The sequence below is a fragment of the Amaricoccus sp. genome (genome assembly GCF_047602525.1).
GTDB lineage: Bacteria > Pseudomonadota > Alphaproteobacteria > Rhodobacterales > Rhodobacteraceae > Amaricoccus.
Window position 1 is genome coordinate 2437603 of record NZ_JASGHB010000001.1, and the last position, 13917, is coordinate 2451519.

Annotated in this window: 13 protein-coding genes, 1 pseudogene and 1 riboswitch; of the genes and pseudogenes, 8 read left to right on the forward strand and 6 right to left on the reverse strand. The window is 71.4% G+C overall.

Annotated features, from left to right (window positions below; all coding sequences use genetic code 11):
• Positions 1-78 precede the first annotated feature (78 nt).
• Positions 79-510: a fluoride efflux transporter CrcB gene (gene crcB / locus QM699_RS12520; RefSeq protein WP_415011432.1), complete on the reverse strand. Its 432-nt coding sequence runs from the start codon at positions 508-510 to the stop codon at positions 79-81.
• A 53-nt stretch (positions 511-563) separates the two neighbouring features.
• Positions 564-627, reverse strand: a riboswitch (Fluoride riboswitch).
• A 105-nt stretch (positions 628-732) separates the two neighbouring features.
• Here crcB and QM699_RS12525 point away from each other — a divergent pair.
• A complete protein-coding gene (locus tag QM699_RS12525) occupies positions 733-1377 on the forward strand; it encodes a nucleoside triphosphate hydrolase (RefSeq protein WP_415011433.1) in 645 nt (214 codons plus the stop codon).
• Here the strand turns inward: QM699_RS12525 and QM699_RS12530 are convergent.
• A complete protein-coding gene (locus tag QM699_RS12530) occupies positions 1367-1717 on the reverse strand; it encodes a DMT family protein (RefSeq protein WP_415011434.1) in 351 nt (116 codons plus the stop codon). The genes QM699_RS12525 and QM699_RS12530 overlap by 11 nt on opposite strands.
• Positions 1718-1997: 280 nt before the next feature.
• Here QM699_RS12530 and hemF point away from each other — a divergent pair, with 280 nt between their 5' ends.
• The 4 genes and pseudogenes from hemF to QM699_RS12550 all read left to right on the forward strand — a co-directional run bounded on the left by hemF (position 1998) and on the right by QM699_RS12550 (position 5235).
• Positions 1998-2912 carry an oxygen-dependent coproporphyrinogen oxidase gene (gene hemF / locus QM699_RS12535; protein ID WP_415011435.1) on the forward strand — a complete coding sequence of 305 codons (915 nt, stop codon included), beginning with the start codon at positions 1998-2000 and terminating at the stop codon, positions 2910-2912.
• Positions 2913-3360: 448 nt separating this feature from the next.
• Positions 3361-3975: an alpha/beta hydrolase gene (locus QM699_RS12540; RefSeq protein ID WP_415011436.1), complete on the forward strand. Its 615-nt coding sequence runs from the start codon at positions 3361-3363 to the stop codon at positions 3973-3975.
• Positions 3976-3993: 18 nt separating this feature from the next.
• Positions 3994-4299 (forward strand): GNAT family N-acetyltransferase, encoded by a 306-nt coding sequence (locus QM699_RS12545; RefSeq protein ID WP_415011437.1) that lies wholly within the window; start codon positions 3994-3996, stop codon positions 4297-4299.
• Positions 4296-5235: pseudogene (locus tag QM699_RS12550) on the forward strand (pirin family protein). Before QM699_RS12545 ends, QM699_RS12550 begins: the two are co-directional and overlap by 4 nt.
• A 3-nt stretch (positions 5236-5238) precedes the next feature.
• On the opposite strand, the gene folK reads toward QM699_RS12550, so the two are convergent.
• Positions 5239-5796, reverse strand: coding sequence for a 2-amino-4-hydroxy-6-hydroxymethyldihydropteridine diphosphokinase (gene folK / locus QM699_RS12555; RefSeq protein WP_415011438.1), 558 nt, complete (start codon positions 5794-5796; stop codon positions 5239-5241).
• Positions 5797-5913: 117 nt separating this feature from the next.
• On the opposite strand from folK, the gene QM699_RS12560 reads away from it, so the two are divergent.
• The 3 genes from QM699_RS12560 to QM699_RS12570 are packed head-to-tail and all read left to right on the forward strand — an operon-like array spanning position 5914 to position 9615.
• The gene (locus tag QM699_RS12560; RefSeq protein WP_415011439.1) at positions 5914-6486 is read left to right on the forward strand and encodes an NYN domain-containing protein; all 573 of its coding nucleotides are present in this window, start codon (positions 5914-5916) and stop codon (positions 6484-6486) included.
• A gap of 44 nt (positions 6487-6530) precedes the next feature.
• Entirely contained in the window at positions 6531-7091 is a 561-nt protein-coding gene (locus tag QM699_RS12565) for a biliverdin-producing heme oxygenase (RefSeq protein WP_415011440.1), read from the forward strand.
• Positions 7084-9615 carry an HWE histidine kinase domain-containing protein gene (locus QM699_RS12570; RefSeq protein WP_415011441.1) on the forward strand — a complete coding sequence of 844 codons (2532 nt, stop codon included), beginning with the start codon at positions 7084-7086 and terminating at the stop codon, positions 9613-9615. The genes QM699_RS12565 and QM699_RS12570 overlap by 8 nt, the downstream gene beginning before the upstream one ends.
• Before the next feature lie 134 nt (positions 9616-9749).
• On the opposite strand, the gene QM699_RS12575 is transcribed toward QM699_RS12570, so the two are convergent.
• The 3 genes from QM699_RS12575 to QM699_RS12585 are packed head-to-tail and all read right to left on the reverse strand — an operon-like array spanning position 9750 to position 13859.
• Positions 9750-10859, reverse strand: coding sequence for a THUMP domain-containing class I SAM-dependent RNA methyltransferase (locus QM699_RS12575; protein ID WP_415011442.1), 1110 nt, complete (start codon positions 10857-10859; stop codon positions 9750-9752).
• 1 nt (position 10860) lies between these two features.
• Positions 10861-12039 (reverse strand): low temperature requirement protein A, encoded by a 1179-nt coding sequence (locus tag QM699_RS12580; protein WP_415011443.1) that lies wholly within the window; start codon positions 12037-12039, stop codon positions 10861-10863.
• Between the two features lie 2 nt (positions 12040-12041).
• Positions 12042-13859, reverse strand: coding sequence for a monovalent cation:proton antiporter-2 (CPA2) family protein (locus QM699_RS12585; protein WP_415011444.1), 1818 nt, complete (start codon positions 13857-13859; stop codon positions 12042-12044).
• Between the last annotated feature and the right edge of the window lie 58 nt (positions 13860-13917).

Consider the following 13917-nt stretch of genomic DNA (forward strand, 5'->3'; position numbering starts at 1 on the left):
TTGGCTTCATGCGAGGTGCCTTCTCAGGGGGTTTCGGTGGCGTCTTGGTACAGGAAAGTGCCGTCCGAGTCACCCCCTTCACGCCTCCTCCTCGATCGCCGCCTGTGCGATGGCGCTGGCCCCGCCGTTCAGGCGCGCGCCGAGGGCATGGCCGAGGGCGACGAAGGCGATGCAGGTGACGACCGAGACGGCGATGTTCATCCCCGCCCGCGCGGGATGCCCGGCCCGCAGCAGGTCGAGCGTCTGCAGGCTGAACGAGGAGAAGGTGGTGTAGCCGCCGCAGATGCCGATCATCACGAACAGCCGCAGGTTCTCGGACACCGGGTAGCGTCCCGAGGCCAGCGTCAGCGTGCCGAACAGGCCGATGAGGAACGAGCCGCTGACGTTGATGAGGATCGTGCCCCACGGCAGGTTGCGGCTGATCGGCGCCGCGAGCACGGACACGACGTAGCGTCCGAGGGTGCCGAGGGCACCGCCCAGCATGACGATGAGGCAGGAGGTGAACGACATGCGCGCTTCCCCGAGGATCAGGCGGCGGGCATGGCGGACGCCCGCCCCGGACATCGCGGACAGGAGTCGTCAGCCCCGAGGGGCGGTTACGAGGGGAACCCTATCTCCCCGTCCCCGGAGGGTAGGTCGCGGTTTGGCGCGGCGCAAGGAGGCTTGCGCCGCGCCGCCCGATCCGGGAGAGCTTGCGCAAACGGCCCGGGAGGGGCCGGAGGGGGCAGACGGATGACGCAGACGGTCGATCTCGCGGGGCTCGCCGCCCTGCTCGCCGCGGAACAGGGCGCGGCCCGGCGCCTCGTCGCCGTGGCGGGCCCGCCGGGCTCGGGCAAGAGCACGTTCACCGAGCAGCTCCATGCGGCGCTGGCCGGGCGGGTTGCGGTCGAGGTGCTGCCGATGGACGGCTATCACTACGACGACATCGTGCTGAACGCCCGCGGCCACCGGGCGCGCAAGGGCGCGCCGCATACCTTCGACGTCGACGGCTTTGCCGCGATGCTGGCGCGGCTGCGCGCCGACGACGGGCGCGACGTGGCCGTGCCGGTCTTCGACCGTTCGATCGAGATCGCGCGCGCCGGCGCACGCATCATCCCGGCGGCCGTGCGGCTGGTGCTGGTCGAGGGCAACTATCTGCTGCTCGACGATCCCGCCTGGTCGCAGCTCGGGCCGCTGTTCGACCGCACGGTCTTCCTGCGCGTGCCGGAGGACGAACTGGCCCGCCGGCTCACCGCGCGCTGGCAGGGCTACGGGATGGACGAGGAGACGGTGCGGGCAAAGGCCGAGGGCAATGACCTGCCGAACGCCCGGCAGGTCAACGCGCAGTCGGTGCCGGCGGACTACGAGGTGGCGAACGTCGCCGCCCCTACCACTTGAAGATCAGCGCCGCGCCGCAGGCGATGAGGGCAAAGCCGGCCGCGTGGTTCCAGGTCAGCGGCTCCTTCAGGTAGAGCACCGAGAAGGCGGCGAAGACGGTGAGGGTGATGACCTCCTGCATCGTCTTCAGCTGCGCCGCGGAATAGACCGTGTGGCCGATCCGGTTCGCGGGGACCGCGAGCCAGTACTCGAAGAACGCGATGCCCCACGAGGCGATCACCGCCATCCAGAGCGGCGACGTGGAGAAGCGCAGGTGGCCGTACCAGGCGAACGTCATGAAGACGTTCGAGGCGATCAGCATCAGGATCGGCAGGACGTAGGGAGAGAGCAGCGTCGACATGAGCTTGGGGTCTCGCGGCGAGGGGTGGGAGCGGCGCGGGCGCTGCTGAAGTGTACGACCGGCACCCCCCGCCGAGACGGGCGAGCGCCGCTTCGGGGCGGGACGCTAGCCGAAGGCGGCGGATGGCGCGAGGGCGCCCGAGGCCCGCAGGCGCATTTTCGCCCGAGCCCTGGCGGCTGCCCGCGTCGCAGGGGCCTTGCGCCGGGCGGGTGCCAGATCGCGGACCCGCAACGCCTCGCTGGACAACGCGCGCCCCATGCGACTTAAGCGAGGCGGAGAGATGGAGTCGGCTTTGGACACGGTGGGCGGCATGGTAGCGATCGGCGAAGCCGAGAAGGCGCGGGCGGCGCTCTGGTTCGAGGAGCTGCGCGACCGGATTTGCGCGGCGTTCGAGGCGCTGGAGGATGCCCAGGGCGACGGGCCGTTCGCCGGCCTGCCGGCCGGGCGGTTCGAGCGCAAGCCGACGCTGCGCGAGGGCGGTGAAGGCGGCGGCGGCGTCATGTCGGTGATGCGCGGCGGCCGGGTCTTCGAGAAGGTGGGGGTAAACATCTCCACCGTCCACGGCCAGCTCGCCGCGCCGGCCCAGCACAGCCTGACCGCGCGCCGGGAAATCCCCGGGCTGGCCGAGGACCCGCGGTTCTGGGCCTCGGGGATCAGCCTCGTCGCGCACATGCGCTCGCCCCGGACGCCGGCGGTCCACATGAACACCCGGATGTTCTGGACCCCGGGGGCCTGGTGGTTCGGCGGCGGCGCCGATCTCAACCCGATGATCGAGGTCGCCGAGGACACGGCCGACTTCCACGCCGCGATGCGGGCCGCCTGCGACCGGCACGATGCGGAGTACTACCCCCGCTTCAAGGCCTGGGCGGACGACTACTTCCTCATCCGCCACCGAGGCGTGGCGCGGGGCGTCGGCGGCATCTTCTACGACGACCTGTCGAGTGGCGACTGGGAGGCCGACTTCGCGTTCACGAGGGACGTCGGCCGGGCCTTCCTCCAGATCTTCCCGGCGCTGACCGAGCGGCGGATGGCCGAGGCATGGACCGACGCCGAGCGCGAGATCCAGCTGGTGAAGCGCGGCCACTATGCCGAGTTCAATCTGGTCTATGACCGGGGGACGAAGTTCGGGCTGGAAACCGGGCACAACGTCGAGGCCGTGCTGATGTCGCTGCCGCCCGAGGCCAAATGGCCCTGAACGCGGCTGAGGGCGCGCCGCGCTGGCCCCGGACCGGAGGGCAGGCCGCACCCCGGAGGGCGGGCCCGCAGCAGCCGAACGCAGCGGGATGAACCCGCCGAAACAAACTCGGGATACCTGGCTACTTTTCCGGCCCTGCTTCGGGCCAACGCGACGCCGGACCAAGGTGAAGCGCAAAGCTTAAGGGGGGGTTAGCGGCCGACTCTGCCGCACCGCCCCTGTGTCGCCGGAACACCCCGGTTTCCTCCGCAAACAGCCGTTCATTGGCGCCGGGGAGCGATACCGCTCGTTGCGCCGCAGGGCGTGAAACGTCAGCCTTGCGCTGCTTCTCGGACCCGGCATCGTCCGGTCTGTCGCAGGAACGGCAACAGACCGTTGGCCTCCGGCGGTTTGTCTCCCGGGTGAAATGGCCCTACCTTCGGGACCACCACGCGAGGAGACGGGAGCCATGCCGATCGACACCGCCGATGCCGCCGAGAGCTACGTCCATCATGCCGAGGGCATCGGCGCAGGGCGGCCGATCGTCTTTGCCTTCCACGGCACCGGCGGCACCGAGACGCAGTTCGTGCCGCTGATCCGCGAGCTGCGGCCGGGAAGCGCCATCGTCGCGGCACGCGGCGACGTGAGCGAGCACGGCGCGCTCCGCTTCTTCCGGCGTCTCGGCGAAGGGCGGTACGACATGGACGACCTCGCCCGGCGCACCGCGGCGATGACCGCCTTCGTCGAGGCGCAGGTGGCCCGCGCCCGCCCCTCCGAGGTGATCGGCCTCGGCTACTCCAACGGCGCCAACATCCTCGCCAGCGTGCTCTTCAGCCGGCCGCACCTGTTCCACCGCGCCGTGCTGATGCACCCGCTCATTCCGTGGACGCCGCCGCCCGCCGCGATCTCGACCAAGGTGCTCATCACCGCGGGCGAGCGTGACCCGATCTGCCCGCCGCAGGCGACGCGCGCGCTGGAGGCGTGGCTCCGTGCCCAGGGCACCACGGTCCGCACCGCTTGGCAGCCGGGCGGGCACGAGATCGGCCGGGGAGAGATCCCGGCCATCGCGCAGTTCCTGCAGTGACGGAAAGGGAGTGAAGCCATGGCGATCGACCCGAGCGAAATCACCTTCGAGGACGGCGGCTCCAAGGGCCGCTACGTCTACCGCGCCGACGGGGCGGAGGCGGACATGACCTTCACCCGCGCCGGAGAGGGGCTCGTCATCATCGACCACACGGGCGTGCCCGACGCCTTTCGCGGCCAGGGCGTCGGCGCGGCGCTGGTGGCGAGGGCGGTCGCGGACTTCCGCGCCGCCGGCAAGAAGGTGCTGCCGCTCTGCACCTTCGCCGCGGCGCAGTTCCGCCGCCACCCGGAGTGGTCCGACCTGCTGCAGGACGGCAGGCCGTGAGCTGGAACCCGACGCTCGACCCCGCCTGCCCCGGCGCGGACTCGGTCGAACTCGATCGAGACGCTGATCGTGCCGCGCGCCCGCGACCTCGGCGGCTTCGAGGTGCGCCGCGCCCTGCCGGCGCCGAAGCGGCAGATGGTCGGCCCGTTCATCTTCTTCGACCAGATGGGCCCGGCAGAGTTCCTGACCGGGCAGGGCATCGACGTGCGCCCGCATCCGCACATCGGGCTTGCGACCGTCACCTACCTGTTCCGCGGCGAGTTCCAGCACCGCGACAGCCTCGGCTCGAACCAGATGATCCACCCGGGCGCAGTCAACTGGATGATCGCGGGCCAGGGCGTCACGCATTCCGAGCGGACCAGCGCCGAGACGCGCCGCAACCCGAGCAGCCTGTTCGGCATCCAGACCTGGGTCGCGCTGCCGGAGCGCGCCGAGGACGATCCCGCGGGGTTCGAGCATGTGGGCAAGGATGCCCTGCCCTACTTCGACGACGCCGGCGTGAAGGCCCGGCTGATCCTCGGCACCGCCTGGGGTGAGCGGGCGCCGGTGAAGACCTTCACCGAGATGTTCTATGTCGACGTCGAGCTGGCCCCGGGCGCCCGGCTGCCGCTGCCCGACGGGCACGAGGACCGCGGCCTCTACGTGGTGTCGGGCAGCATCGTCGTCGCCGGCCAGCCGTTCGCGGCGATGCAGATGATGACCTTTCGCCCCGGCGACCGCCTGTCGGTGACGGCGGGGCCGGAGGGTGCCCGGCTGATGCTGCTCGGCGGCGAGACCCTCGGTGGCCCGCGCTACATCTGGTGGAACTTCGTCGCCTCGTCGAAGGAGCGCATCGAGGCGGCGAAGGAGGCGTGGCGGCAAGGCGACTGGGCGCACGGCCGCTTCCAGCTGCCGCCGGGGGACGAGGCCGAATTCATCCCGCTGCCGGCGCGCTGAGGCTCACGCAAGGGGAACGACCTCGGCCCGCGCGTCGGGCGGGAGCGCCGCGACCAGCTCGCGTACCGTGCGGCCGAGCAGCGGGTGGCGCCACTCGGGCGCGACCTCCGCGAGCGGCACCAGGACGAAGGCGCGCTCGTGCATCCGGGGATGCGGCAGGAGCAGCCCCGGGGGAACCTCGCGCTGCGCCGCGCCAGAGCGCTCCATCCATCCGCGCACCGTCGCGGCATCCGGGCTCACCACCGCACCACTCGCGACAAGATCAATGTCGCAGGCGCGCGGGCCCCACCGCTCCGCCCGCGTCCGACCCAGCCGCGCCTCGATCCGGTGCAGGGCCGCGAGCACGTCCTGCGGCGAGGCATCCGCCTCTATCTCCGCGGCACCATTGATGAACTCCGGCCCCGACCCGGGCGGCCACGCCGGGGTCCGATACCACCGGCTGCGGCGCACCACCGTCATGCCGTCGGCGATCCCGTCGAGCACCAGTTCCAGCGTCTCGCGCGGCGTCCGCCCCTGCATCGGCAGATTTGCGCCGATTGCGATAAGGTGGCTGTGTGTCAACATATCCTCCAAGGGCTTTCGCGCAGCATCGGCCCGCCGTATAAGCCAGACAAGACCTCAAGGACGCCGATTGGCTCCGGTCGCCCCCACGCTCGTCCTCTGGAGGATTTGAAAGCAATGTTTTACCGTGACGAACGGCTCGCCCTGTTCATTGATGGGGCCAATCTCTATGCCGCGGCACGGGCGCTCGGGTTCGATATCGACTACAAGCTGCTGCGCACCGAATTCATGCGCCGGGGCAAGCTGCTTCGCGCGTTCTACTACACGGCTCTCCTCGAGACCGAAGAATATTCGCCGATCCGTCCGCTCGTCGACTGGTTGAATTACAACGGCTTTGCCATGGTGACGAAGCCGGCGAAGGAATTCACCGACTCGACCGGACGGCGCAAGGTCAAGGGCAACATGGACATCGAGCTCGCGGTCGACGCGATGGAGATGGCGCCCCACGTCGACCACATCGTGCTGTTCTCCGGGGACGGCGACTTTCGCCCCCTGGTGGAGTCGCTGCAGCGCCAGGGCGTGCGCGTCTCGGTGGTCTCGACCATCCGCTCCTCGCCGCCGATGATCGCCGACGAGCTGCGCCGTCAGTGCGACAACTTCATCGAGCTCGACGAGCTGCGCGAGGTGATCGGCCGGCCGCCCCGGGGCGAGCAGGTGCAGAACGTCGTCACCGCCGACGAGGACGACTGACAGCTCGGATTGACTTCGCCGCGGCGAGTGCCGAGATAAAGCCCATGGCTATCTCGACCCGTCGTCACCTGCTGCGCAGCCGGACCTCCAGTGCCCACGCGGCGCTCGACGAGACCGTCGGCACGCTCGACACCCTGGAGCAGTATCGCCGCTACCTGCGCGGGCTGCTCGCGTTCCGTGAGCCGGCGGAGCGGCTGATCGCCGACGAGGCACCGTTCGGCCTGCGGCCGACGCGGATCGCGGCGCTCCTGCACGCCGACATGACCGACCTCGGCGTGATGCCGGCCGAGCCGGTGGCGCTCGCGGCACCCGTCGGCACGTCCGGCCTGATCGGCCTCGTCTATGTCCTGGAAGGCTCCGCGCTCGGCGCCCGCCTGCTCCGGCGGCAGGCGGCGGCCATCGGCCTCGACGCCCGGCATGGCGCGCGGCACCTCGCGGCACAGGCGGAGAGCCTCGACGCCTGGACCGGCTTCCTCGCGGTCCTCGACGGCTTCGACGCCTTCGACGAGGCCGAGGCGGTCGCGGCCGCCGAAGCGGCCTTCGCCGCTGCCCGGGCGGCGTTCACCCGGCTCGATGCCCCGGAAAATCTCGCGATCCGTGACTGACCCTGTTGATCTCTCGAACTGCGACCGCGAGCCGATCCACATCCCCGGCGCGATCCAGCCGCACGGCTGCCTGCTCGCCTGCGACGCATCGGCGGGCCGGATCGAGCGCATTTCGACCAATGCGGCGACCATGCTCGGCGCCTCGGGCCCGATCCTCGGCCAGCGGCTCGAGGAGGTCGTCGGCAATCAGGCGGCCCACGACCTGCGCAACGCCCTGACCGGCGTCACCGAGGACGGCCGGCCCGCGCTGATGCTCGGCCTCGAGACCCGTGGCGGCGTGTTCGACGTGGCCGCCCACCGCCTGCGGGGGCACTCGATCATCGAGTTCGAGCCGCCGGGCGACCTGCCCCACCCGCTGCATCGCGCCCGCGAGCTGATCGGCCGGATCAGCGGCCTGCGCGACGTCGACGCCCTGATCGCCCGCGCGGCGCGCCTCGCCCACGCCGTGCTCGGCTACGACCGGGTGATGGTCTACCGCTTCGAGGCCGACGGCTCGGGCAAGGTCGTGGGCGAAACCCGCCGGCCGGGGCTCGAGAGCTTCCTCGGCCAGTACTTCCCGGCAAGCGACATCCCGCAGCAGGCGCGCGAGCTTTACCTGCGCAACACCCTGCGCATCATCTCCGACGCCGCCAACCCGCGCGTGCCGATCGTGCCCGAGATCGACGCCGCCGGCGATCCGCTCGACCTCTCGCACGCCCACCTGCGCAGCGTGTCGCCGATCCATTGCGAGTATCTGCGCAACATGGGTGTCGCGGCGTCCATGTCGGTCTCGGTGCTCATCGAGGGACGCCTCTGGGGGCTCATCGCCTGCCATCACTACGCCCCCCGCGTGCTGCCGATGGCCGACCGGGTGGCGGCCGAGCTGTTCGGCCAGTACTTCTCGCTGCAGCTCCACACGCTGAAGCAGAAGCGCAACCTCGACTCCGCCGCCGAGGCCCGCCGCACCCTCGACCGCTTCCTGCGCCGCGCCTCGCAGCAGCCGGAAATCGACGCGCTGCTCCGCGAAAACCTCGACGAGCTGCGCCGGCTCATGCCCTGCGACGGGGTCGGCCTGTGGATGAACGGGCGCTGGAGCGCCGCGGGCTCGACCCCGCCCCCCGCGGCGATCCCCGAGCTGGCGCGCTTCGTCGAGACGGTGGCGGAAGGCCGGGTCTGGTCGACCCATCGCCTGCCGCAGGCCCACCCCGCGGCCGAGGCGTACCATGCCGCCGCCTCGGGCGTGCTGGCGATCCCGCTGTCGCAGCTGCCGCGCGACCATTTCTTCTTCTTCCGCAAGGAGCTGGTCGAAACGCTCGAATGGGCCGGCGATCCGCGGAAATCCTATCGCACCGGGCCGCTCGGCGACCGGCTGACCCCGCGGACCAGCTTCGCGGTCTGGAAGCAGACGGTGGACCGGCAGGCGCAGCCCTGGACCGAAGCCGACCGCGAGATCGCCGAGGCAACCCGCGCGGCCGCCGTCGAGATCGTCCTGCGCCACAACGAGGTGATGGCCGAGGAGCGCGGCAAGGCCGAGTTCCGCCAGCGGATGCTGAACGAGGAGCTGAACCACCGGGTCAAGAACATCCTCGCGGTCATCAAGTCGCTGGTGGCGGGTCCCGCGGCGCCGGGGCGCTCGATCGAGGACTACGTTGCCTCGCTCTCGGGCCGCATCCAGGCGCTCGCCTATGCCCACGACCAGGTGGTGCGCGGCGACGGCGGCGGCACGCTCGCCGACCTGCTGGCCGCCGAGCTCGGCCCCTATCGCGGCCAGGGCGCGGTGGTGACGATCGACGGCCCGCCCGTCTGGCTCGACGCGCGCGCCTTCTCGGTCATGGCGCTGATGCTGCACGAGCTGGCGACTAACGCGGCAAAGTACGGCGCCCTCTCGGTGCCCGGCGGCGGGGTCGAGATCGGCTGGACAATGACGGACACGGGGGCCGTTGAAATCAACTGGCGCGAGCGGGGCGGTCCGCCCGTCCGGGCGCCGAGCCGCGCCGGTTTCGGCAGCGCGCTGATCCGGCGCAGCATCCCGTTCGACCTCGGCGGCGAGAGCGACGTTGACTATCGCCCGGAAGGGCTGGCGGCGCGCTTCGTGCTGCCGGCGCGGCACGTCTCGGCGGCCAGCTCGGCGCGTCTCGACTGGCCGAAGAGCGCCGCGGCCGCGCCCGATGCGCCCGCGGCCCTGCCACCCGGCCTCGACGTGCTTCTGCTCGAGGACCAGATGCTCATTGCGGTCAACGTCGAGGACATGCTCGCACGGCTCGGCGTCGCGGCGGTGCGCACAGCCTCGACGGTCGCCGATGCGCGCCGCCGCCTCGCGGACGCCCGTCCCGACGTGGCGGTTCTCGACGTCAACCTCGGCCAGGATACCTCGATGCCGTTCGCCGAGGAGCTGGCCGCCGCCGGCATCCCCTTCATCTTCGCGACCGGCTACGGCGACGAGGCGTTGATCGCCGGCGGCTTCACCGCGGCGCCGGTGGTGCGCAAGCCCTATGACTCCGCCGTTCTCGCGCGCGCGATCACCGCCGCGCTCGAGATGTCATGACCTGAAGCCACCGGGGAGATCATCCGCATGGGCAAGACCCGCGACGTCATGGCCCGCTTCCGCGGCGGCATCCTCGCCGTGGTCGGCCTCATCCTGGTGATCGGGATCGCGGTCCTCATCGCCTGAGCGCGCGCTCACGGCAGCGGCCCGGTGCGGTGCAGCCCGACCCGCAGCCCGCCGTGCGGCACCGGCGGCAGCGGCGGCAGGAACGGCAGGCCGGTGGCGCGCGCGAGCGCCGGCTCGCTCGTGACGATGCCGACGCGCCAGCCGGAAAACCCGGCGCGCAGTACCTTGCCGAGCGTGCCGTAGAGCCCGCGCAGCAGCTCGCGCTCGCCGATCCGCCCGCCATAGGGCGGATTGACCATGACGAGGCCCTTCGGCCCGTCGGGCGCCACCAGATCCGAGATCGCCTGCCGCTGGAACGCGATGGCGTCCGCGACGTCCGCCCGCCCGGCGTTCGCCTCGGCCATGCGGATCGCACCCGCATCCCGATCCGCCCCCAGGCACCGCCACGCGGGCACCGGCCGCGCCGGGCGGTCCCTCAGGCGCGCCCAGGCGGCCGGCTCGAAGGTCGCCAGATGCTCGAACGCGAAACGCCGCGACCGCCCGGGCAGCAGGCCGCGGGCGATCTCCGCCGCCTCGATCACGAACGTGCCGGAGCCGCACATCGGATCGACCACCGGCTCGGTCCCGGCATAGCCGCACTGCCGCAGGAACAGCGCCGCCAGCGTCTCGCGCATCGGCGCCTTGCCGACCGCGACCTTGTGGCCGCGCTTGTGCAGCGACTCCCCCGAGCTGTCGACGCCGAGCGTGCAGAGATCGTCGTCGAGCCGCACCCGCACCACCACCGGCGCGTCGTCCGCCACCGGCGCGCCCAGCTCTTCGCGGATCGCCCGCGCCACCCGCTCGGCCGCGGCCCCGGCGTGGTAGATCTTCGAGCGCGTCGAGCTGGCCTCCACCCGCACCGGCACGTCCGGCCGCAGCACCTCGCCCCACGGGAACCGGCGCGCGCGCTTGTCGAGCTGCGCGAGGTGCAGCGCCCGGAACGCCCCGATCGTCACCAGCACCCGCGTCGCCCCGCGCAGCTCGAGATTGGCCCGCCAGACCTCGGGCCAGCCACCGGCGATGCGCACCCCGCCCGGCACCGCCTCCGCCGGCGCGAACCCCGCTGCCCGGGCCTCCTCGGCCAGCACCGGCTCGAGGCCGGGCGGGGCGACGAGGAAGATCTCGAGCGGCGCGCTCACCTCACGCCTCGGCCCGGCTCGGCCGCAGCGAGATCGCCTCCCACGCAGCGACCACCACCATCACCACCGCCGCGAGCAGCCCCTGCCCGAGCAGCGTCAGCGCCGTCGACATGACCGCGAGCGCCGCGAGCAGCCCGAGCCCCACCAGATGCGACAGCGGCGTCCAGCGGCCCGTCACCGTCTTGAACCAGGCGTTCCCCGCGAGAAACAGCGCCGGCCCGCCGATGATCGCCGCTGCCTGCCCGGCGGTCACATGGTGCGCGGGCTCGGCGATGATGAGTTCCGAGGCGACGGCCGACAGGACGATGCCGGCGATGATCGGAATATGCGCATACGTGAACGCCAGCCGCGCCACCCGGCCCGGATCATCGTGATGCTCGATCAGATGCGCCGCCCGCTCGTGGCCGACGTTGAAATAGACCCACCACATCGCCACGGACGACACGAAGTCGGCGAGGAAGGCCGCGAGGCCCGTCCCCGTCCATTCCGCCTCGGCGAAGGTCGCGCCGCTCACCAGCAGGGTCTCGCCGAGGCAGATGATGACGAACAGACCGCAGCGCTCGGCAATATGGCCGCCGAGCACCCGCCACTCGTCCGTCGTCGACCGTCCGAGGCCCGGGGTCCAGAACGCGAAGACCGGCCCGAGATACTCGATCGCCAGCGCAATCAGCCAGATCGGCAGGCGCACCTCCGGCGCCGCCAGCCCGCCGATGATCCAGACCACGCCGGACACCGCGAGCCAGATGCTGATCCGCTGGAAGTTGCGGGCATTTTCCGGCGCTGCCCGGCGCAGAATGACCATGGTGAACAGGCTGCGCCCCACCTGCATCCCCGCGAAGGCAAGCGCAAAGACCAGCCCGCGCTCGCCGAACGCCTCGGGGATCGCCATCGACATGAACAGCCCGAGCAGCATCGAGGCATAGAGCATGACCCGCACCGGGATCGCCTCGGGATCGAGCCAGTTCAGCGCCCACGTCGTGAAGATCCACACCCACCAGACCGCCAGCAGCAGGACCGCCGTCTCGACCGCCCCAAGCAGCGTGTAGTGGTGCAGCAGCAGATGCGAGAGCTGGGTGATCGCAAACACGAACACCAGATCATAGAACAGCTCGACGAAGGCCACCCGCCCCGCTCCGGCTGCGCCTCGGTCGCGGACCAGCGCCGCTTGCCTGCCTGTCATCGTCAACTCTCCAGCGATTTCGTCAGTCCATCGTCTGCGCGCGGCCGGTTGCCCTGCCATCCGGGCAGGTTGCCGCGAATCAGGTCGCGCGCCGCGCGGATGCCGCCGACCAGCTGCCGCTCGAAACGCTCCGCGTCGCGCTCGCGCACGTCGCGCATGATCTCGGGCACCAGCTCCGGGTCGGCGCCGAGCTGGCGGATCGCCTGCTCGCCCAGCGCCAGCGCGGCCTCGAAGGTGTCGCGCACCTGGAAATCCACGCCCGCCCCCGCCAGCGCCAGCGCGGCCTGCCGGTCGAACGCCCGCGACAGCACCGGCACCAGCGGGAACTCGGACTTCACCAGCTCGACGATGCGCAGTTGCGTGGCGGGATCGTCGACGCAGACCACGATCACCCCGGCCTCGGCGGCGCCGGCGGCATGCAGGATGTCGAGGCGCGTGCCGTCGCCGTAGTGAACCTTGAAACCGAACTCCGCCGCCGCTGCGATCATCTCCGGGTCGGTCTCGATCATGCTGATCGAGCAGCCCTTGCCCAGCAGCGGCTGGCTGACGATCTGGCCCACGCGGCCGAAGCCGATGATGAGCGCGCTGCCCCGGAGCCCGTCCGGCGCCTCGAGCCCGTCGCGTGCCACCGACCGCCGCGCCGCCAGGCGGTCGTGCAGGAGCACGAGCAGGGGCGTCGCCGCCATCGAGAGGATGATGATGGCGGCGAGATTGGCGCTCTCCTCCCGCGACAGCAGCCCGACGCCCACCGCCGAGGCATAGAGCACGAAGGCAAACTCGCCGCCCTGGATCATCAGCACCGCCCGCTCCAGCGCCTCGGCATGGGACGCGCGCGCCAGCCTCGCCACCGCGTAGATGCCGAGCGCCTTCAGCCCCATGTAGCTCACGACCCCGAGCAGGATCAGCCACAGGTTGCGCGCCACCACCGCGAGGTCGAGCGACATGCCGACGCTGAGAAAGAACAGCCCGAGCAGGATGCCGCGGAATGGCTCGACGTCCGCCTCGAGCTGGTGGCGATAGGTCGACTCCGACAGCATGACCCCGGCGAGGAACGCCCCCATCGCCATCGAGAGCCCGGCGCGCTGCATCACGAGCGCGGCCCCGAGCACGACCAGCAGCGCCGCCGCCGTCATCACCTCGCGCGCCCGCGCATTCGCCAGCACCCGGAACAGCGGGTCGAGCAGCCAGCGCCCCGCCGCGATCAGCGCCGCGATGGCGGCGAGGCCGACCGCGACCCCTTGCAACCGCTCAGCTGGCGTCGCCGCCCCGCCCCCGGGCGCGAGAAAGGCGACGAGCGCGAGCAGGGGCACGATCGCCAGATCCTCGAGCAGGAGGATCGCGACGATCCGCCGCCCCGCCGGCGCGTTCAGGCCGCCGCGCTCCTCCAGCATCTGCATGACGATGACGGTCGACGTCAGCACGAAGCCGGTGCCGGAGATCAGGGCGACGGCCACCGGATAGCCGAGCGCCAGCCCGACCGTCCAGAGCAGCAGCATGCACACCCCGACCTGCGCCACCCCGAGCCCGAAGATCTCGCCGCGCATCGACCAGAGCCGCGACGGCTGCATCTCGAGCCCGATGACGAAGAGAAACAGCACCACGCCGAGTTCGGCGACCTGCAGGATGGTCTGCGGATCCGAAAAGAGCCCGAGCCCGAACGGCCCGATCACCAGCCCCGCCGCCAGATAGCCGAGCACCGATCCGAGGCCCAGCCGCCTGAACAGCGGCACGCCGATCACCCCCGCGGCGAGCAGCACGACGATGCTCACCAGGTCGGGACCATGCGCGGCCACCTCCGCGGCGTGGGACACATCGGCCATATGGGCCTCTTCCAGACAGGGACAGCCTTCAGTGATAGGCACGGCAGCGGTCGCCGGC

Excerpts from the sequence above, each read along its gene's own strand:
- crcB (WP_415011432.1), bottom strand. The coding sequence starts at position 510 with ATGTCGTTCACCTCCTGCCTCATCGTCATGCTGGGCGGTGCCCTCGGC.
- QM699_RS12525 (WP_415011433.1), top strand. The coding sequence starts at position 733 with ATGACGCAGACGGTCGATCTCGCGGGGCTCGCCGCCCTGCTCGCCGCG.
- QM699_RS12530 (WP_415011434.1), bottom strand. The coding sequence starts at position 1,717 with ATGTCGACGCTGCTCTCTCCCTACGTCCTGCCGATCCTGATGCTGATC.
- hemF (WP_415011435.1), top strand. The coding sequence starts at position 1,998 with ATGGAGTCGGCTTTGGACACGGTGGGCGGCATGGTAGCGATCGGCGAA.
- QM699_RS12540 (WP_415011436.1), top strand. The coding sequence starts at position 3,361 with ATGCCGATCGACACCGCCGATGCCGCCGAGAGCTACGTCCATCATGCC.
- QM699_RS12545 (WP_415011437.1), top strand. The coding sequence starts at position 3,994 with ATGGCGATCGACCCGAGCGAAATCACCTTCGAGGACGGCGGCTCCAAG.
- QM699_RS12560 (WP_415011439.1), top strand. The coding sequence starts at position 5,914 with ATGTTTTACCGTGACGAACGGCTCGCCCTGTTCATTGATGGGGCCAAT.
- QM699_RS12565 (WP_415011440.1), top strand. The coding sequence starts at position 6,531 with ATGGCTATCTCGACCCGTCGTCACCTGCTGCGCAGCCGGACCTCCAGT.
- QM699_RS12580 (WP_415011443.1), bottom strand. The coding sequence starts at position 12,039 with ATGACAGGCAGGCAAGCGGCGCTGGTCCGCGACCGAGGCGCAGCCGGA.
- QM699_RS12585 (WP_415011444.1), bottom strand. The coding sequence starts at position 13,859 with ATGGCCGATGTGTCCCACGCCGCGGAGGTGGCCGCGCATGGTCCCGAC.